The following is a 19,098-nucleotide window of genomic DNA, read 5'->3' on the forward strand; positions in this document are numbered from 1 at the left end:
GCACGACCCCCCGACAGAACCAGGTGACGCATTCACTGGAATCCGTCGCTGACTGCGAAGACTTCATCGCCGGCTGCCTCTTCATGGGCACCGGCGGCGGCGGCGACCCTGTCGAGGGCCGCAAGGCCTTGACGGCTGCGCTCGACGATGGGCTGACCCTCAGGTGGCACGACGCGGATCGCATCGGCGACGATGTGCTCACTGCCATGGTGTACGGCATCGGGTCGATCGCCCCCCGATCCGATGGCCAGGCCGATGCCTTGGCGGCGGTGCGCCTCGATGCCGACGACGATCTCGGCGATGACACCATCTGCGAGGCCGTGCGGGAGCTGTCCGAGCACCTTGGGCAGCCGATCGGGTGCCTCGTGGCGGCCGAACTGGGCGCCAGCAACACTCCCGGTCCTGTCGTTGCGGCCGCACGCTTGGGCATACCGATCGTCGACGGCGACTATTCGGGGCGGGCGATTCCCGAGGAGATGCAGAGCACCCCGTTCGTGCACGGCATTTCGAGCGACCCGTTCGCTGCCGTGGATCGCTGGGGCAACACCGTCATTGTCAAGCAAGCGGCCAATCCGTACATGCTCGAACGGATCGCCCGCCACATCGCCATGGCGAGCTTCGACGGCGCGGCCATCGCGTCGACACCGCTGAGCGGGCGTGAGATGAAGCGCGTGCTGGTTCCGGGGACGCTGTCGCTGTGCCTGCAGATCGGGCGGGCATGCCGCGGGGCAACCGAGGCCGAGCGCGATCCCGTGGCGGCCGCACTCGAGGTGGTCGGCGGGTGGCGTCTGTTCGACGGCGTCGTCGTGGACAAGACCTGGGAGGACTCGGGCGGCTTCATGATCGGCACGCTCGAGATCGAAGGTCGGGGCACCTCGGCGGGCCGCAGCCTGCGCACGTGGTTCAAGAACGAGACCCACGTCACCTGGCTGGACGGCCAGCCTTGGGTGTGCAGCCCTGACCTGGTCACACTGGTCGATCCGGGCAGCGCCCGCGGCTACACCAACACCGACATCGAGATAGGCGACGAGGTGGTCGCTGTCGGCATGGCCGGCCTCGACGCGTTCCGGGGGCCGGACGCTCTCGTGAACGGCACCGGCCCTGCCTACTTCGGGTTCGACCTGCCCTATGTGCCCATCGAGCGGCTGATGCAGTGAGCTCGGTGTCTGAGGCACCGAGGCCCCGCACGGAACCGGCATGACCGATACTTCGGACTGGTGAGAGGCATCGGGGCCAGGTATCTGACACGCCGGGCCGCGACGAGCCTCCTCGTGATCCTGGGCGTCGTCACGATCACCTTCGTGGTGTCGCGTCTCGTTCCGTCGGACCCGGCCCAGCTCTATGCGGGCGCACGAGCCCGTCCCGAGCAGGTCGAGCAGGTTCGTCAAGACCTGAAACTCGATGCACCCGTGCTGTCGCAGTATGTGACCTACCTGGGGGACCTGGCGGAGGGCGATCTGGGCGTGTCGTTCGCGACGCGGCGACCCATCGCGCAGGATCTGCGCCGCTTTCTGCCCGCGACGCTGGAGCTGGCGCTCGCGGCGACGCTGCTGTCCATGGTCGTCGGAATCCCCGCCGGCGCGTGGGCCGCGGCTCACCGCAGCCGTCCCAGCGATACCTCCATCCGATTGTTCGCAGTGACCGGTGTGTCGATGCCCGTGTTCTGGGGTGCCCTCCTGCTGCAGCTGCTGTTCGCCTCGCGCCTCGGGTGGCTGCCGCTCTCGGGCCGGACCGATCCGTCGGTGAGCTTCAACGAGATCACGGGCTTCTTCGTCATCGACTCGTTGCTGTCAGGCAGCCTGTCGAACTTCGCGGACGTGATCAGTCACCTCGCCATGCCGGTGGCGGTGATGGCTGCGTACCCGCTCGGACTCACCATCCGGCTGATTCGCGGCTCGATGCTCGAAGTGCTGGGCAGCGACTACATCGAAGCCGCACGGGTGGCGCAGGTGCCGCGGCGTACCGTGCTCAGCCGGCTCGCGCTCAAGAACGCCGTGCTGCCGGCGCTGACCGTGCTGGGGCTGACCTTCGCCTATTCGGTGTCGAGCGCGTTCCTGGTCGAGACGGTGTTCGCTTGGCCGGGCATCGGCAAGTACCTGACTGACGCCGTCGTGCGTGTGGACTACCCGGTGATCACTGCGGCAGCACTGGCCGTCACGGTCGTGTACGTGCTGGTGAATCTCGTGCTGGATCTCATCCAGGCGCGTCTGGATCCCCGCGTGGAGCTGGGCTGATGAACGCCGATCCGCAGCCGCGTGCCCGCCGATTCGGTCTCGGCGCTGCAGGGCGGGGCCGCCGCCCGCTGGTGGCGCCGGGGGGCGCGCTGTGGCACTTCATCCGGAGCCGGCTCGGAGTTGCCGCGGCCGTCGTGGTGGTGCTGTTCGCGCTGGCGGCGCTGCTCGCTCCCTGGCTCACGCCGTACGCCGACGCAGGCCGCGGCGTGCCCGACTTGCCCATCCGGCTCCAAGAACCGAGCTGGTCGCATTGGCTGGGCACTGATGATCTGGGACGCGATGTGGCAGCCCGGATCCTGTTCGGTGCTCGCACGGCGCTGTGGGTGGCGGTCGGGGTCGTGGTGCTGTCCGTGGTCATCGGAGTGGTCGTGGGGGCGATTGCGGGGTACTTCGGGCGCTGGGTGGACGAGATCCTGATGCGCATCACTGACACGTTCCTGGCGTTTCCCCCGCTGCTGCTTGCGGTGATGGTCGCCGCCGCCCTCGGCGCGAGCTTGCGGAACACGATCATCGCCATCGCCATCTCATGGTGGCCGTGGTACGCGCGCCTGGTGCGCTCGCAGGTGCTGAGCCTGCGAGAGCGCTCCTTCGTCAAGGCAGTCAGGGCCATCGGGGTTCCCCACCGCCGCGTCATCACGCGGCACATCGTTCCCAATGCGATGGCGCCCGTCTGGGTTCAGGCAACCGCCGACCTCGGTGCGGCGGTGCTCACGGCCGCCGGGCTGAGCTTCGTGGGGCTAGGGCCACGGCCGCCCACCGCTGACTGGGGAACCATGATCGCCGAGGGCCGCCAGTACGTGCTGTCGGGTCAGTGGTGGATCGCCGGGTTCGCCGGCGCTGTCATCGTCATCGTGGCCATGGCCTTCAACCTCGCCGGCGACGTCATCCGCGACGTCACCGATCCTCGCACCAGAGGCGATCAGCAATGACGCCCCTGATCGAAGTCGACGACCTGCATGTCACCTTCAACCCGCCCACTGGGCCGGTGCGTGCGGTGCGCGGCGTGTCGCTTCATGTCGACAACGGCGAGATCCTGGGTGTGGTCGGCGAGTCAGGCTGCGGCAAGACCGTGCTGTTCCGCGCCCTGCTGGGGCTGCTGCCCAGCACTGCCGCCGTGAGGGGCGAGCTGCGGTTCCGGGGCGAGGCGACGCCCGTCGACGGCAGCCTGCAAAGCGCAGCAGCGCTCGTGTACCAGAATCCGGGCGCCGCGTTGAACCCGGTGTTCACCATCGGTCGTCAGCTGCAGATCGTCGCCAGGACTCGCGACCGTGAGGTCCTGTGCGGGCTGCTCGCTCGGGCGGGCCTCGCCGAGCCTGAACACTTGCTGGACGCCTACCCGCACGAGTTCTCGGGCGGCATGAGACAGCGGGCGGTGATCGCGCTGGCCCTGGCGCAGCGGCCGCAGCTGCTGATAGCTGACGAGCCGACCACGGCGCTCGATGTCACCACCCAGGCACAGGTACTGGACCTGATCGCAGATCTGAGCGACGTGAGCGAGCTCGGCATTGTGCTCATCAGCCATGACTTGGCCGCGATCCGGCGGGTGTGCGATCGGGTCGTCGTGCTGTATGCGGGTCGAGTGGCCGAGACGGGTTCGGTCGATCAAGTCCTGGACTCCCCGACTCACCCCTACACGCGCGCGTTGCTGGAATCGGTCCCCCGACCCGACGCGGTGGGCCGAGACCTGGCCTCCATCGCCGGCGGCGTGCCCGATGGCCGTGAGGAGATCCGCGGCTGTGCCTTCGCGCCACGCTGTCCTCACGCCGTCGAACCTTGCCGGGTCGCCCAGCCGGCGCTGCGCCGGGTTCAGGCCGGGCACCGGGCTGCGTGCGTCTTGGTGGAGGACTCCGCGTGAGCCCCCGTCTGTCGATCCAGGGCCTGCGTGTGGGCTACGCAAGCCGAACGGCGAGACGCAGGCGATCGACACTGGTGATCGACGGCCTGGACCTGAAGGTGCACGAGGGCGAGACACTCGCGGTCGTCGGGGAATCGGGGGCCGGGAAGTCCACGCTCGCCGAGGCCGTCACCGGGCTCATTCCGCGAGTCGATGGGAGCATCCGCTTCGACGGCACCGAGCTCGTCGGGTTGCGCGGACCCGAGCGACGCCGGATCCGCAGCCGGATGCAGATGGTGGCCCAGAATCCGCTGCTGGCGCTCAATCCTCGGCAGCCGGTCGGACGCCAGGTTGAGGAACCCCTGCTCGTCCACACACGGCTCAGCCGCCTGCAGCGCCGCGCCCGAGCAGACGAGACGATCGCGGCACTCGATCTGAGCCCTGCCGTGCGTGACCGGCTCCCCCATGAACTCAGCGGCGGACAGGCTCAGCGGGTGGTGCTCGCCCGGGCGCTGGTGCTCGAGCCCTCGATGATCATCTTCGACGAGCCCACCTCGTCGCTCGACGTGTCCGTGCAGGCAGGGGTGCTGAACCTGCTGCAGCAGCTCAAGGCTGACCGCCGCCTCACCTACCTGTTCATCACGCATGACCTGGGTGTCGCCCGGCACCTTGCAGATCGGATCGCTGTCATGCGCTTCGGCGAGATCTTGGAGCAGCAGCAGACCGGCGCGCTCTTTGACGAGCCTCAGCACGCCTACACACGCGGACTTCTGGCGTCGTCGCTCGCTGTGTAGCACTGGACCGCGGCGCTCCCGACGGGCTGTCGGGCGGCTACCAGGCGGTGGCTTGGGCTCGGCGGCGCTTGTAGAGGCGGTAGCGGACGGCGAGCGCCAGCACGATCGCAAAGAGTGCAATGCCGATCATCTGGGGCAGGAATCCGCCGCCGGCAGTCGCCGACTCGGCGTGGAGCACCTTGGGCACGTTCTCGAAGTCGGCCAGGTCGATGACCCAGACATGGTTCGACCCGTGAGTGGTGTCGGCGTTGCTCTCGACGAGCGTGCCGGGCAGCGTCAACGAGAGCGTGAAAGTCGGGTGCAGCTCGCCGACCGCTGCGAACAACGGCCCGCCGGCAGCCAAGTACTCGTCGACGAAACGGGTCTCGAGGTCGAAGCTCCACCCGCCGCCGGTGATGCGGCGGATCTCCGGACCGTGATTGACGGCCAGCGAACCCAGCACGTCCTCTGAATCGTCAGCCGACCACGTGATGGAGGCGACATAGCTGCACACGCCGTCGCTGTGATGCGCCTCGACACGCGTCGGGACTGCGGCGACACGTGGCCGCACCGGACCGGCGCCGTCGAACCGTCTCAGGAACTGCTCGCATGCCGCGTGCGGCGTGAGTTCGCCGCCGCCCGTGCCATCGTCCGCGTCGAACTGGACAGCGGCATCGTCGAAGGTGTAGCTCCACTCGAACGAGCCCGACCCGTCGTCGTGGACGGTGACATGCCACGCAGCCGCTCGCCAGCAGCGCCAGCGCGCCGACGACCGCAGCGGCGCGAACCCGCACGCGATCAGGTGTATTCGCCGTACTTGTCCAAGAAGCGGACTGGGCGCTTGAGCGCATCCTTGCGGAACGGATCGCCCAGCTCCATCGTGCACATAGCCTCGATGATGGTGGTGCGACCGCCGTTCATCTGGGCGTCGATGGCCCGCTCCAGCGCCGGGCCGACGTCCTCGAGCTGGTTGACCCGCACGCCTTCGGCACCCATGGCCTGGGCTGCTTCAGACCAGTTCTCGCCGCCGTCCAGCTCGCCCGCCACAAACCGGCGGCCGTAGAAGTCGACTTGGTTCTTCTTCTCCGCGCCCCACTGGCGGTTGTGGAACACCACCGCGGTGACCGGGATGTTGTGGCGCACCGCCGTCATGGTCTCCACCATGCTCATGGCCCACGCCCCGTCGCCCGCATAGGCCACCGCCGGCCGATCCGGTGCCGCCTTCTTGGCCCCGATCATCGTGGGCAGCGCGTAGCCGCAGTTGCCCCAGCTCATCGGCGCAAGGAACGATCGGGGCTCCTCGAAGCGCAGGTAGCTGTTGGCCACCGAGTTGATGTTGCCGATGTCGGTGGACACCATGACCCGCTCCGGCATCGACTTCTCGAGCTCGCGCAGCACCTGGCGGGGATGCATCCAGTTGTAGGTCTCTTCCGCCGCCTGCTTGATCATGTCGACGCTGAAGTCGTCGGTCTCGTGGATCCACTCGTCCAGCTCGGCTTCCCAGTCGGCCTTGTCGGCCGCGATCTCCGCAGCCCGCTGCGCCCGCGTGGCGTCGCAGACCAGCTCGCGGCCGGCCAGCCGCTGAGTGAGCGCAACCGCCGCCGCGCCCGCATCGCCGCAGATGCCCACGTCGATGCGCTTCACCAACCCGAGCATCGTGGCGTCGGCGTCCACCTGGATGATCTTCGCCTCGTCGGGCCAGTAGTCGAGCCCGTGCTGGGGCAGGGTGCCGAACGGGCCGAGCCGGGTGCCCAGCGCCAGCACCACGTCGGCCCGCGCGATCAGCCGCATGGCCGCCTTCGAGCCCTGGTAGCCGAGCGGTCCGCACCACTGCGGATGCGATGCCGGGAACGAGTCGTTGTGCAGGTAGCTGTTGACCACCGGGCAGCCCAGCCGCTCAGCCAGCGCAATCGTGGGGGCCATGGCGTCGCCCATCACCACGCCGCCGCCCGAGATCATCACCGGGAAGGTGGCCTGCGCCAGCAGATCGGCGGCCTCGTTCAGGGTGCGCTCGCCGCCCGGGCCCCGATCCAGAAGCTGCGGCTTCGGAATCTCCACGTCGATGTCGCCGTAGAAGCGATCGCGGGGGATGTTGAGCTGTGTCGGCCCCATCTCGGACAGGGCCCGGTCGAAGCACCGGCCGGTCAGCTCGGCCATGCGGTGCTCGTTGTTGACGTGACCCTGGTACTTGGTGAACTCCTCAAACATCGGAAGCTGGTTGGCCTCTTGGAAACCGCCCAAGCCGATGCCCATCGTGCCGGTCTCGGGGGTGACGATGACCACCGGGCTGTGCGCCCAGAACGCAGCGGCGATCGCGGTGACGCAGTTGGAGATGCCCGGCCCGTTCTGGCCGATCACCACGCCGTGGCGGCCGCTGATGCGGCTGAAGCCGTCGGCCATGTGCGCGGCGCCCTGCTCGTGCACCACCGGCACCAGCTCGATGCCGGCAGGCTCGAAGATGTCCATGGCGTCCATGAACGCGCTGCCCATGATGCCGAAGATGGTGTCGACCCCGTGGGCCGCCATCGTCTCGACGAACGCTTCGCTGGGGGTCATGCGGGTCATGTCTTCACCCTTCGTTGAACGAATTCCCGACTCGTCGACGCCCACCCCGCCGCCGTGTTAGAGCTTATAACCGATAGTGGAAGGTGTCGAACTAGCCCAATCCACAATAAGCGCCGTCACCGGTCGCTTTTCGCGGCGCCGGCCGGTGTGCGGGAGAGCCGGTGAATTCCTGCGCACAGCAACTCGACTAGGTGTTCGAACGTGTCCTCGGGGTCGTGCGGCAGGGGGTGGCCGTCGCCCGACTCGAGATGGCTGAACCCGTGGAAGGCGCTGCGCAGCGTGCGGGCGGCATGCACCCGGTCGGCGTCGCTGAGGTCGTAGCCCCGCAGGGTCTGCCCGAGCACCGCCAGCACTCGCTCCACGGCGGCCTCCAGCTCGGCGTCGCCGGCGCACGGGTAGCGGTCGGTGGCGGCGTAGATGCCCGGATGGTCTCGCACCATGGCCCGCCAGGCGTGGCCCACCGCAGCGACCGAGTCGTCGCCCGACAGGCCCACCGCGGCATCGGTCAGCCGCTGGGCGAGGATCTCGCGGCCGCGCAGGCTGAGGCTGCGGAGCAGATCGTCGTAGCCGCCGATGTGGCGGTACAGGGCCGGCTGGCGCACGCCGAGCCCGTCGGCGATCCGGGTCAGGGTCATCTTGTCGAGCCCTTGCGCGTCGGCGATCTCGGCGGCTGCCGCGACGACCTTGGCGCGGTCCAGCGGTCGTCGCCCTGTCGAGCGGTCCCCGTTCTGTCCGGCCATCCCGCCCTGCCTTCCGTCGCTGCGCCGCCGCCCAGACTGGCCGCCCAAGCGACTAACACCGAAGTTAGCAGCTATATCAAAATTGTTAGAGGTAACGGACGTTACGAGCGACGCTGAGCAGCCTGGCAGGCCGCAATCAGCGCCACCGAGACGATGTCGTCCGCGTCGCAGCCTCGCGACAGATCGTGAATCGCCCCGGCTGTCCCCTGCAGCAGCGGCCCGTACGCCCGGGCGCCGGCCAGCCGTTCGGTGATCTTGTAGGCGATGTTGCCGGCGTCGAGGTCGGGGAAGATGAACACGTTGGCCCGGCCCGCGACCTCCGAGCCGGGGGCCTTGGCGGCAGCCACTCCCCGATCCCAGGCGGCATCGAACTGCAGCTCGCCGTCGATGGCCAACGAGCCCATCCGGTCGCGCACGATCTGCGTCGCCGCACGCACCCGCTCGACCCCCGCGCCCTCGGCGCTGCCCTTGGTGGAGTACGACAGCATCGCCACCCGTGGCGTCTCGCCCGTGAGCTGGGCATGCGTGGCCGCCGTGGCCATCGCAATCGAAGCGAGCTGGTCGGCGTCGGGCTCGGGGATCACCCCGCAGTCGCCGTAGGTGACAGGCGTCCCGTCCGCCAGCACCATCAGGAAGCAGCTGCTGATGGTGTCGATGCCCGGCGCCGGCCCGATGCAGAACAGCGCCGCCCGCACCACGTCGGCAGACGGTCGGCTGGCACCGCCGACGCAGGCATCGGCCTCACCGGCCGCCACCATGAGCGCGGCGACGTGCAACGGGTCGTCGATGTCGATGCGCTCGCACCACGCCGACGCCTCGGCGTGGGCCCGCACCGCCGGCGAGCACGCACCGGCAGGATCGTCGAGCAGCACCGGCTCGGCCAGGCCCTCGGCGGCCAACGAAGCAGCCGCAGCCCGGGCGCGCTCGTCGGCGCCGTCGGCCAAGACCACTCGCATCTGCGCGGCTCGTGCCTGCCGTCGCCACGATTCCTCAACGGGTTCCCGGCCCGCGGCCGGCTCGGAAGCTGTCAACCCTTGCCCCGCCAAGGGATCAACCGCTTCTCAGCCATGCGCATGGCCACGTCCATGGTCACCCCCAGGATGCTGATGAGGATGACGGCCGAGAGCATCAGATCGAGCAGGAAGAACTGCCGGGCCTTGAAGATCGTGAAACCGAGCCCGGAACTGGCGCCGAGCAGCTCGGCGGCGACGAGCGTGCCCCAGCACACCCCGATGGCCACCCGCAGCCCCGTGAAGATCTCGGGCAGCGCGTTGGGCAGGATCACGTGCCGCAGCACCTGGGCCTTGGACGCGCCCAAGGAATAGGCGGCATGCACCTTCGTGGTGTTGACAGCGAGGACGCCGGATCTCGCGGCGATCACCATGATCCAGATCGCAGCGAACAGCAGCAGGTTGACCTTTCCCTCCTCGCCGATGCCGAACCACACGATGAACAGCGGGATCAGCGCCAAGGGCGGGATGGGTCGCAGCAGCTCCACCACCGGGTCGAAGATGCCCCGCCAACGGCTCGACAGGCCCATCGCCAGCCCGATCGGCACGCCGATGACCACGCCCCAGAACAGTCCCTTGGCCAGGCGGCTGAAGCTCAGCCACAGGTGCTGCCACAGGGTGAACCCGCTGTAGCCGTTGATGGCGAAGTCCCATGAGGCATCCCACACCTGGATCGGGCTGGGCAGCGTCGACTCGCTGAGCCACTGCGTGTACGAGCACGCCGACAGGCCCGGGAATTCCGAGGGATCGTCGGCGGCCCGGTCGCAGTCGCGCAGCAGGTCTCGCTGGCCGTAGCTCTCGTCTGCGGACAGGCCGGCCCGGACCTCCTCCGCGTGGTCGTACCACTCTTGGGGCAGCCCCCACACCGTCGTGGAGATGAACCACATCACCAGGATGACGATGAGGCTGACGACCGTCCATCTCAGCGCCCCGCCCACCTCGGCGGCATCGCCGAAGGTGACCGTCTTGCGCGTGGCCTGGCGGCGTCGGCGGAGACGTTCGATCATCAGCCGCCCTCCGCCGTGCCCATGATCTGCTCTTCCATCTCCCAGATGAGCGAGAGGATCTCTTCGCGGGCTTCGATGAACTCTGCCGAGGCCTTCAGCTCGCGGGCATCAGCGGTGAGGGCCTGCTGGGCGAACGGCAGGTCGTAGATCCGCTCGATGCGGCCCGGGCGGGGCGCCATGACGAAGAGCTGGTCGCCCAGATACAGCGCCTCTTCCACGCTGTGGGTCACCAGCACAATCGTCTTGCCCGTCTGATGCCACAGGTTGAGCACCAAGCCCTGCATCTTCTCGCGGGTCAACGCGTCGAGCGCCCCGAGCGGCTCGTCCATGAGGATGATGGTCGGGTCGTTGGCCAGGCACCGCGCCAGCGCCACCCGCTGCTGCATGCCGCCCGACAGCTCGTACACCGCCTTGTCGCCGAACTCCGAGAGACCCACGATGCGCAGCAGCTCCTGCACTGCCTCACGCGACGCCGGCCGGGACCGGCCGTTCATGCGAGCGCCGAATCCGACGTTGTCGTTCACGCTCAGCCACTCGAACAGCGCTCCCTGCTGGAACACCATGCCGCGGTCCTGGCCGGGGCCGGTGATCGGCGTGGCGCCGAGCTTGGCTTCGCCGGAGGTGGGCGCCAGGAAACCGGCGATGATGTTCAGCAGCGTGGTCTTGCCGCACCCCGACGGGCCCAGCAGCGTCAGCAGGCGGCCGGGCTCGAGTATGAACGACACATCGGAGAGCGCTTCCACGGTGCCGCCGTCGGGCAGCTCGTAGACCATCCCGAGGTTCTCCACGACAAGCGGGGTCTCGGTCCGCGACTCCTCGGTGACCTCCACCTCGGAGGGGTCGAACCGCACTTCGGGGCGGGCCAGCAGGAGCCACGCCCGAGCCAGCAGGCAGGCCGTGGCAAGCAGACCCAAGTAGGCGATCGAGGTGTCCTCCATCTGCATGAAGGCCAGCACCACGGCGACGGCGGAGCTCGCGGCCAGCGCCAGCCACAGGTAGCGGACCATCGCCGCCTGGCGGGCCTCGTCGGCTCGGCGGTAGGTGACGATCAGGGCCATCAGGGCGGCCCCGCCCACCAGCGCCACCGCCGGCTGCCACGGCGATGCCGTGTCACGGAAGATGAGCACGACGCCGCCGACGATCGCCGCACCGGCCATGAGCTGGCCGATGAAGATCATCCCGTCGGTGGGATGCGCCGCGCTGTCCGCACTGCGGAACCGGTGCGAGGGGGTGATCAGCAGGTCGACAATCATGGCCGCCACGCCGATCGCGGCAACGATCAGGAACACCACCGAGATCCAGTACGCGCCCCGCGCAATCACGTACGTGATGCCGTCGTAGATGTCCGCGAGTGCGTCGACTACTGAGTCCATCCGGTGCCCTCGAACCTGCTGGCTCTCCGCAGAAGCTCTAGCTCATCATGCCCGCTGTGTCAGATGACGCCGGTCAATTGACGCCGGCCAGATGAGGCCAGCCAGATATGGGCGGGCGCCCCGGGAGGCGCGGCACCCGCCCATCATCTGCTGGGTTACTCGACGGCTTCGAGGAAGCTTGTGTCGACGAAGCTGTCGTAGCTGGACAGCGCCGAGGCGATCTCGCCTTGGGCGACGAAGAAGTCCATCTGGTCCTTCATCACCTGCTGCACGGTGCCGCCGAGCCACGCCTGGGAGAGCTGGACGTCCTTCTCGGGGAACGAGAATGCGTCCAGCAGGGCGATCGTCGGTGCGCGCTCCATGCCCGCAGCCTCCGCAATGGTGTCGATGAACGGCGACCGGTCCCGGTTGTAGGCCCGGTTGGCGTCTTCGGTCACCTGCAGGAAGCCCGTCAGGACGTCGGGGTACGCCTCAGCGAAGTCTCCGGTGGTGGAGATGATGTCGAAGACACGGATGCCGATGGCCTCCTGCTCCGCCCCGGTCATCACCAGGTTGCCGCCATTGGCGATCATCTGGTTCACCGCTCCGCCGAACGCGCATGCCATCGCCACTTCGCCCGAGTCCAGGGCGGCTACCGCTGCGGGGCCGCCTTCGGACTGGATCAGCTCGACCGTGCCGGTGTCCACGCCGAGATGCTCGAGCATCTTCAGCAGCTTGAAGTGCGTCACGTTGCCGAGCGGCGTGTAGATGCTCTGACCCGCCAAGGACTCCGCCGCATTGTCTGCGGTGATGCCGTAGTCGGGATGGGCGACGCAGTTGTCCGCGTCGGCGTAGCTGACTGCGACGCCGATCAGCAGCAGATCAGAACCGCCCGTCACGAAGTTGGCGAACGGCGTCAGGCCTTGCGAGTAGGAGATGTCGATGTCTCCTGCCTCCATCGCCTGTGCCATGTCGCCGCCCGAAGCGAACGGGATCCAGTTGACGGTCACGCCGAGCTCGTCGTCGTAGGTCTGCTCGTGCTGGGCTACTTGGTTGGCGGTCGGCCACTCCAAGAAATAGGCGACGTTCAGCTCCTCGGGCGCGTCGTCGCCGCCGCACGCGGCAGCGGCCAGCGCGAGCACTGCGCACAATGCCAGTAGTCGTTTCATTCGGTTCCCTCCATGTTGATAATGGTCTTGGGTTGATGATGCTCTTGGTGGTGTTCTGCCTCAACTCGGGGCACGGAGCCAGCCGCCTATGCGGTCCAGCACCTTGTCGACCCGGCTCAGCAGATCGTCGATCACGGCTGTGTCGGCCACCAGCGGCGGAGCGAGCATGAGCATGGCAGCGCCTCGGGAATCGGGACGTACCAACACACGCTCCTGACGGACGAACCGGTCCAAGACACCTCCGGGCAGCAGGGATGCGAACTCGTCTTCGGTGAGCTCGGTGCCCGAAGGCCGGTCGCGCATCAGCTCCACCGCATAGAAGAAGCCTGCCCCGCGCACCTCCTTCACGCACGAATGGGCGTCCATCAGGTCTGCCAGCCCTCCTGCGAGGTGCGCTTCGTTGGCCAGCACCTCGGCGAAGACGCCTTCGTCGCGCATGGCTGTCATGTTCGCCACAGCGACCGCGGTGGCGACCGGGTGGCCGCCGAAGGTGGATCCGTGGGTGAACATCGCCAGCGGCGAGTCCCACACGCGCTCGACGAGCGAGCCCCTCGCGACGATGCCGCCCAACGGGGCGTACGCGCTGGTGACGCCCTTCGCGAACGTGATGATGTCGGGCTCGGCGCCGAAGCGTTCGCTGCCGAACCAGTAGCCGAGGCGGCCGAAGGAGTTGATCACCTCATCGGCGCACAGCACCACGCCGTAAGTGTCGCAGATGCGGCGCAGCTCAGCCCAGTAGCCCTCTGGCGGCACGAGGGCGCCGCGGCCGTTCTGGACCGGCTCGGCGATCACCATGGAGACGGTCTCGGGGCCTTCGGCCACGATGGCTTCCTCCACCTCGGTCACGCACGGCAGCTCGCTGACTGACTGGCCCGGTGCGAGCTGCCAGTGCAGCGTGTTGGCCACGTGGGCGACGGTGTCGGTGATCATCGGCAGGAACGGGTCGCGCACCCGGGGAATGCTGGTGAGCGCGAGCGCGCCGAGGGTGGTGCCGTGATACGCCATGTCGCGGGCGATCACCTTGTGGCGCTGCTCCTCGCCGTTGGCCAGGTGAAAGCAGCGGGCCAGCTTGATCGCCGACTCCACCGATTCGGAGCCGGAGTTCACGAAGAACACCCGGTCGAGGCCGTCGGGCGCGAATTCGGCGATCATCGACGCCGCCTCAATGGCGGAGGGATGGGCGAACCCCCAGTTGGAGTAGAACGCCAACTGGTCCATCTGCTTGGCGGCGGCGGCGGTGAGGTCGCTGCGGCCGTGGCCGAGATTGGTGCAGAACAGCCCGGCGAGTCCGTCGAGGTGCTCGTTGCCGTCGGAGTCGGTGAGGTAGCACCCCTCGCCGCGTTCGATCACCACGAGATCGTCGGCGTTCCACGCGCCCGCGGGCGTGAAGTGAGGTACGAGATGGCGCCGAGCCAGCTCCCGGTCGTCCCCCATGTGCTCCCCCCTGAGTTCCCTCGAGCGATGCGCGACCTAGTGGTTAGAAACTATCACGCCCGCGTTAGGCCAATTTCCACTTCGAGAACAAGTCTTCGCGCGGCGGCGGCTCGGGCAGGCGTGGCGTGGTTGACGGTTACGGTGCGGGGCATGCACGCACGACGAAGGGGGCTGCATGCACTCTGAAGAACGCGAACTGGATGCCCCGGACGGCAAGCTCGGGCTGTACATCGTCCGTCCGGACGGCGACGGCCCGTTCCCGCTGGTGATGTTCTTCCACCACGGTCCCGGGTTCGACGCCGGATCACGTGAGGCGGCCGACGCCATCGCTGATGAGGGCTTCTGCGTTGCGGTGCCCGACCGGTACTGGCGCAACGGCCCGTGGCTGACGTTCGACATCGCTGCGCTGTTTGCCGAGGGCCCGGATTCTCCTGCGATGCAGGAATTTCTCGGCCTGCTGCTCGGCACCACCGACGACTTGGTCGACGCGGACATCGAGTTGGTGCTGGCGGCCCTCGAAGACGACCCCGCAGTCGACACCGTCAACGTGGGATGCATCGGCTACTGCATCGGGGCCCGCACGGTGGTGCGGGCGCTGGTCGGCCGGGGTGACACGTTCGTCGCCGGTGTCGGGCTGCATCCCTCGTTCTGTGTCACGACCGAGCCGGACTCGCCGCACCTGGGCGTGCCGACGATCACCGGACGGCTGCACATGGGACAGGGCACGGCAGATCAGCTCGCCTCGCTGGAGCAGAACCAGCCGCTGCTCGACGCGGTGGCTGAGCTGGGCGATCGAGGCAGCGTCGATGTGATCGAGGGCGCCGACCACGGGTTCGCCGTGCCAGGCGGCCATGCGTATCACGCCGAGGGTGCCGCCCGTTCGTACGCCACGGCGCTCACGATGTTCAGCGAGCATCTCGGCAGCAGGGCCTGACGCCGGCGCCCGGCTCGCCGGGTCGCGGCTGCGGTTGACGAGAGGGGAACTGCACTCATGAGCGCTCAGCGGGTGGTCATCATCGGCGGCGGCTTCGCCGGGCTCAGCGCTGCCCGGCGACGATGAGGGACTGTTCTTCCGCGTGTACCGCTGGCCCGAGGCGCTGTGCATGGGGGTGCCGGGCATGCTTGCCGCGCTCGCGGAAGTGCCTGGCCAGCTTGCCGGCAGCATCGGCAACCTGTTCCTGGCGGGCGACTACATGGGCATCCCGTCGGTCAACGGCGCTCTGTCGAGCGGTCGCCGCGCCGCAACCGCGGTCGCTGATCTCCTGGCGTCGACCACGGGTTAGCCGACGCAGCCAGCGACGCCTTCGCCGCGGAATTCGAGTCCTGCACCATTGGTAGGGTCTTGGATAATCGCCATTACATCGGGAAGCTGACATGCGCAGGCGCGGTACTCGGACTGCTGGTCGCTGTGGCGGTCGCGGTGCGGATGGTCGCCGGCGCGGTGAACGACGGTCTGGACGACGCCGATGAGGTGGTCGTCTCGTCGCGTTCTGTCGATCTTGTCGAGGTCGAAGACGACGAGGATGACGACGACAACATCGAGGGCGCCAGTTGGCTCGCAGCGCAGCTTCGTCGGCTCGCACGAAGCGCCCGCGGCGTACGCCGCTGCGGCGGTGTCGAGGTTCCCCGACGATGCGGCGCTGCCGAGGCTGGCCCCTGCGGTGGATCCCGACTGTGCGCTGCGCCTGGTGGACCGGGCGGCTTTCCGACCGGTCTCCTAGGCGGCAGGGACGACGCGGTAGGCCTCGGCGAGGCGGCCCTCTGGCAGGCCACCGGCTTCGGCCGTACCGCTGCACCACTCGCGGACTCGATCGGCGAGACCGTCGAATTGGGCGACCTGGCTGTGGTGCTCGCGCAGCGCTGCGATCTTCTGCTCGAAGGTGTCGGTGATGTCGATATAGCGGTTCGGCTCGGCGCCGGTCAGCCAGATCTCGCTGACCTCGTGAGGCTCGTGACCCTCGTCGAGCAGATCGGGAAACGCACGCGGATTGCGGCTGTCGGGGTACACGGCGGCCAGCGCCGCTGTGGCGGTGGCCAGGTGGTCGGGATGGGAGATGTAGATGTGATCCCAGTTGGGGATCGACGTCTGGCACAGCACCACATCGGGGCGTGAGATGCGAATCACGCGTGCGATGTCGCGGCGCAAGCCCAAGTCGGCCACGACCATGCCATCGGGATGGCCCAGCCAGTGCAGTTCGGTCACGCCCACGCGCCTGGCAGCAGCCGTCTGCTCTGCCTGACGCATCTCAGCCAGCTCCGCAGACGTGTGAGTGAGATCGTCACCGCCGGCTTCGCCGCTGGTCGTCAGGCAGTACGACACATGGCACCCGGCGCCAGTGAGCGCTGCGACGGTGCCGGCCATGCCGAAGTCGATGTCGTCGGGATGCGCGACCACGATGAGCGTCCGTTGCGGCGCTTCGATCTCGCCTTGGTCCGTGAGGATCACACCCACCGGCTACTCGCCTCGTCGCCACTGATCGAGGGCGCGAAGCAACGACTCTTCGAGCCACCCGTCAAAACGGCGCTCCACTGATGCCGTGGCCTCCTTGTAGTTGAACTGGAAGAGCTCGTCACACACCGGTTCCAGCTCAATGATCTGGTGCTCAATATCGTCGCCCTTCTGCCTGCGATAGAGGCACATCGAGGCACCGACCAGACCCCTAAACTCACGATTCAAGCCGTGGAGCGAGAAGAGGATTTCCGAACGACCGCTCTCAGTCACCAGCCCGAGCCGCACCCAAGAGTGAAGCTCGCGAGCGTTGGCCCAATAGTCAAGGCTGGCATGGCGAGCAGTCTCGATGACTTGGTAGCGATGCCACGCGCGACGATCAGTGTCCTCATCGACGCCATAGTCCACAAAGACACGACGAGCTTGGTCATCGGCACCGATCGCGTCGGAAATGTCGTTTCGGAGGGTCCGGAACCTCGACCACGCCATTTGGGCGAGCGTCGTCGCAGTTTCCTTCGCCTGTTCCATGTCGACGCGCGTCTGCGCTCGTCGCTCGCGGAATTGTTCGCCGATGGCCGCTATGAGCTGGTCGGTCCGCTCTGCCGCCTGCCGGATCTGCTCGCCGATGCCGATGGCCTTGCGAAACCATGTGCGCTGGACCGATGCAAACTGCGATGCCAGCGGCAGTAGATCCCCAGCGTCGGCAGCCTTCAGGTTGTCGATGTACCTGACTCGATCTGCGCTCGCAATGACCAGCGGGAACCATCCCTCACGGATGAGCACGAGCGACGCAAGAGCCCGGGCAACGCGACCATTGCCGTCCTGGAAGGGATGAATCTGGGTGAATCGGTGATGCAGCCATGCGGCTTCGAGTTCCGCAGCGACACCCGCTTCTGTATGGTCAAGGTGCATCTCGACCAGCCGCTCCATTTCGGGGGCAACCTGTTCGGGCGGGCAGTACTCGAAGATACGACCATCGGGCTGTGTCGGATTGTTGGGGTGCAGCTTGTATTCCCCATGCGACAACGCAACCTCGACCGGTCGGCCGAACTGGTCGATTCCCGAAGCGGCGGCCTGCTTGCGAGTCATCAGGGCGTGAAGTTCCTTGATGTACGATTCTGACAGGCATCGCTGCTGCCCGACGAAGTCGAACAGGAAATCGACGGCTTGGGCTTGGTCGGCAATAATCCCCGCCACGATCTGCGGCGTCTTGTCTGTCGCGTCGTGGGGAATGAGCGAGGCATCGATGCCTTGCTCGATCAGCAGCTGAGTGATGCCCGCATCGAAGGTGTAGACACGTTCAATCAGTCCGGTTTCGATAGCCCACTCGCGCTTGAGCCGTTCGTTGAAATCGTCGACTTGATCGGTTGGCAACTCGCTCTTGACGTCATCCCACACGCCGGAGAGCGACAGCAGCTCTGCACGGTCGAGGTCATGGTCTCGCTGTTTCAGGTCGGTGATCGGCGACCAGTGACGTGCTGTCTCGGCTTCTGCCATCGCGGTCTTGTCGCGGACTAGGTGAAGTAGGGGTTCTCGCCCGAGGCGTGGTCGGTGAGGTCGACCACGCGCTCGATCTCAGGAATGAGCTCGCGCAGGGTGCGCTCGATGCCGGCGGTGACCGTCGCGTTGGCCATGCCGCAGCCTTGGCAGCCCCCGCCCAGCTTGACGATCACCGTGTCGTCTTCGACGGCGACCAACTCGGCGAAGCCGCCGTGAGCGGCGATCGAGGGATTGATGCGCTTCGTCAGCACCTCGCGCACGTTGTCCTCGACGCTGCCGTCGAGATCCAGCTGCGCGTTGGGTCCCAAGTCTGGGCGGTTGGGATTGCGCAGCACTAGGCCCGGCTGGTTGGGATTAGACGGCAGATCCAGCGAAGCGCCGTCCAGCTTGACGACGTCCCGGTCGGGAATGAGCACCGTGAGGCCACCGCCCGCCGCGAACGGCACATCAACGGGGTCAGCCTCGGACAGCAGCTCGAAGGCGAGGTCGTAGGTGTAGTCGACGCCCTGAGCGCCGGTCACTTCGATGCGCAGCGCCAACTGTTCCGCATCGACCTCGCCGGTACGCAGCTCGAGAATCTTCTCGAGGGCCGTGGGGGTAACCGTGAAGGTCTCCCGCCGGGCCTCCATCATCGCTTCGCGCACTGCGTCAGCAGGAGCCGTCGGGTCGCTCAGGGCCATGGTCGCAGCCTACTGAGGGCATCCCGCAGCGCCGTGGGCATCCTCAGCCGCTATCAACACGAGGCTAGAAGGAGCAAGCTTCCCGTTGCCGCACCCGTTGTCTCCTGCTCTGTCTCCTGCTCTGGTACCCGTTTCCTATGGGTTGCAGGCACACGGGCCGCCCGGGCCACGGCTTCGCCTGTCGGCTCTGCCTCCGCTAGAACTCCGCTAGAACACTGAGGTCAGCGCAGCAAAGCCAGTCAGAAGCATCGCCGCAACGACGAGGACCGCGGTCCACCACAATCCGGGCCGACGCTGGCGCAGCGGGCGCAGATTGCCTGCTGCGTCATAGCGGTGACGTCTCATGCGCCG

Annotated in this window: 20 protein-coding genes; 8 read left to right on the forward strand and 12 right to left on the reverse strand. The window is 67.5% G+C overall.

Annotation, left to right across the window (positions count from 1 at the left end; genetic code table 11):
- Positions 1-23: 23 nt before the first annotated feature.
- From ACOGXQ_RS07115 to ACOGXQ_RS07135, 5 genes are read left to right on the forward strand one after another with little or no spacing between them, the layout of a single operon-like run.
- Positions 24-1,157 carry a DUF917 domain-containing protein gene (locus ACOGXQ_RS07115; RefSeq protein ID WP_419946718.1) on the forward strand — a complete coding sequence of 378 codons (1,134 nt, stop codon included), beginning with the start codon at positions 24-26 and terminating at the stop codon, positions 1,155-1,157.
- Between the two features lie 60 nt (positions 1,158-1,217).
- On the forward strand, positions 1,218-2,234 hold the full coding sequence (locus tag ACOGXQ_RS07120) for an ABC transporter permease (protein WP_419946719.1): 1,017 nt from the start codon (positions 1,218-1,220) through the stop codon (positions 2,232-2,234).
- Positions 2,234-3,163: an ABC transporter permease gene (locus ACOGXQ_RS07125; protein WP_419946720.1), complete on the forward strand. Its 930-nt coding sequence runs from the start codon at positions 2,234-2,236 to the stop codon at positions 3,161-3,163. The genes ACOGXQ_RS07120 and ACOGXQ_RS07125 overlap by 1 nt, the downstream gene beginning before the upstream one ends.
- The gene (locus tag ACOGXQ_RS07130; RefSeq protein ID WP_419946721.1) at positions 3,160-4,089 is read left to right on the forward strand and encodes an ABC transporter ATP-binding protein; all 930 of its coding nucleotides are present in this window, start codon (positions 3,160-3,162) and stop codon (positions 4,087-4,089) included. Before ACOGXQ_RS07125 ends, ACOGXQ_RS07130 begins: the two co-directional genes overlap by 4 nt.
- A complete protein-coding gene (locus ACOGXQ_RS07135; protein WP_419946722.1) occupies positions 4,086-4,862 on the forward strand; it encodes an ABC transporter ATP-binding protein in 777 nt (258 codons plus the stop codon). The genes ACOGXQ_RS07130 and ACOGXQ_RS07135 overlap by 4 nt, the downstream gene beginning before the upstream one ends.
- A gap of 37 nt (positions 4,863-4,899) precedes the next feature.
- Here ACOGXQ_RS07135 and ACOGXQ_RS07140 read toward each other — a convergent pair whose 3' ends face one another.
- The 8 genes from ACOGXQ_RS07140 to ACOGXQ_RS07175 form a co-directional block, all read right to left on the reverse strand.
- Positions 4,900-5,727 carry a hypothetical protein gene (locus ACOGXQ_RS07140; protein WP_419946723.1) on the reverse strand — a complete coding sequence of 276 codons (828 nt, stop codon included), beginning with the start codon at positions 5,725-5,727 and terminating at the stop codon, positions 4,900-4,902.
- On the reverse strand, positions 5,640-7,406 hold the full coding sequence (gene xsc, locus ACOGXQ_RS07145) for a sulfoacetaldehyde acetyltransferase (protein WP_419946724.1): 1,767 nt from the start codon (positions 7,404-7,406) through the stop codon (positions 5,640-5,642). The genes ACOGXQ_RS07140 and xsc overlap by 88 nt, the downstream gene beginning before the upstream one ends.
- Positions 7,407-7,522: 116 nt before the next feature.
- The gene (locus ACOGXQ_RS07150) at positions 7,523-8,146 is read right to left on the reverse strand and encodes a TetR-like C-terminal domain-containing protein (protein ID WP_419946725.1); all 624 of its coding nucleotides are present in this window, start codon (positions 8,144-8,146) and stop codon (positions 7,523-7,525) included.
- A 101-nt stretch (positions 8,147-8,247) separates the two neighbouring features.
- Complete coding sequence (locus tag ACOGXQ_RS07155) at positions 8,248-9,102, reverse strand: phosphate acyltransferase (protein WP_419946726.1); 855 nt, start codon at positions 9,100-9,102, stop codon at positions 8,248-8,250.
- Between the two features lie 71 nt (positions 9,103-9,173).
- The gene (locus ACOGXQ_RS07160) at positions 9,174-10,163 is read right to left on the reverse strand and encodes an ABC transporter permease (RefSeq protein WP_419946727.1); all 990 of its coding nucleotides are present in this window, start codon (positions 10,161-10,163) and stop codon (positions 9,174-9,176) included.
- Entirely contained in the window at positions 10,163-10,936 is a 774-nt protein-coding gene (locus ACOGXQ_RS07165; protein WP_419947357.1) for an ATP-binding cassette domain-containing protein, read from the reverse strand. The genes ACOGXQ_RS07160 and ACOGXQ_RS07165 overlap by 1 nt, the downstream gene beginning before the upstream one ends.
- Before the next feature lie 755 nt (positions 10,937-11,691).
- Positions 11,692-12,684, reverse strand: coding sequence for an ABC transporter substrate-binding protein (locus ACOGXQ_RS07170; protein ID WP_419946728.1), 993 nt, complete (start codon positions 12,682-12,684; stop codon positions 11,692-11,694).
- A gap of 60 nt (positions 12,685-12,744) precedes the next feature.
- A complete protein-coding gene (locus ACOGXQ_RS07175; RefSeq protein WP_419946729.1) occupies positions 12,745-14,118 on the reverse strand; it encodes an aminotransferase class III-fold pyridoxal phosphate-dependent enzyme in 1,374 nt (457 codons plus the stop codon).
- Between the two features lie 175 nt (positions 14,119-14,293).
- Between ACOGXQ_RS07175 and ACOGXQ_RS07180 the strand changes: the two genes are divergently transcribed.
- From ACOGXQ_RS07180 to ACOGXQ_RS07190, 3 genes are all read left to right on the forward strand, one after another.
- Positions 14,294-15,052, forward strand: coding sequence for a dienelactone hydrolase family protein (locus ACOGXQ_RS07180; RefSeq protein ID WP_419946730.1), 759 nt, complete (start codon positions 14,294-14,296; stop codon positions 15,050-15,052).
- A gap of 142 nt (positions 15,053-15,194) precedes the next feature.
- Positions 15,195-15,401, forward strand: coding sequence for an FAD-dependent oxidoreductase (locus ACOGXQ_RS07185; protein WP_419946731.1), 207 nt, complete (start codon positions 15,195-15,197; stop codon positions 15,399-15,401).
- A gap of 240 nt (positions 15,402-15,641) precedes the next feature.
- Positions 15,642-15,839, forward strand: coding sequence for a hypothetical protein (locus tag ACOGXQ_RS07190; protein WP_419946732.1), 198 nt, complete (start codon positions 15,642-15,644; stop codon positions 15,837-15,839).
- Here the strand turns inward: ACOGXQ_RS07190 and ACOGXQ_RS07195 are convergent.
- The 4 genes from ACOGXQ_RS07195 to ACOGXQ_RS07210 form a co-directional block, all read right to left on the reverse strand.
- On the reverse strand, positions 15,836-16,564 hold the full coding sequence (locus ACOGXQ_RS07195) for a PIG-L deacetylase family protein (protein WP_419946733.1): 729 nt from the start codon (positions 16,562-16,564) through the stop codon (positions 15,836-15,838). The genes ACOGXQ_RS07190 and ACOGXQ_RS07195 overlap by 4 nt on opposite strands.
- A gap of 9 nt (positions 16,565-16,573) precedes the next feature.
- A complete protein-coding gene (locus tag ACOGXQ_RS07200) occupies positions 16,574-18,064 on the reverse strand; it encodes a Fic family protein (RefSeq protein ID WP_419946734.1) in 1,491 nt (496 codons plus the stop codon).
- A 17-nt stretch (positions 18,065-18,081) separates the two neighbouring features.
- Positions 18,082-18,747, reverse strand: a complete 666-nt coding sequence (locus tag ACOGXQ_RS07205) for a NifU family protein (RefSeq protein ID WP_419946735.1) — start codon at positions 18,745-18,747, stop codon at positions 18,082-18,084.
- 207 nt (positions 18,748-18,954) lie between these two features.
- On the reverse strand, positions 18,955-19,092 hold the full coding sequence (locus tag ACOGXQ_RS07210) for a hypothetical protein (protein WP_419946736.1): 138 nt from the start codon (positions 19,090-19,092) through the stop codon (positions 18,955-18,957).
- Positions 19,093-19,098: the final 6 nt, after the last annotated feature.

Origin of the sequence: Candidatus Poriferisodalis sp., assembly GCF_965208485.1 — a bacterium.
Lineage (GTDB): Bacteria > Actinomycetota > Acidimicrobiia > Acidimicrobiales > Poriferisodalaceae > Poriferisodalis.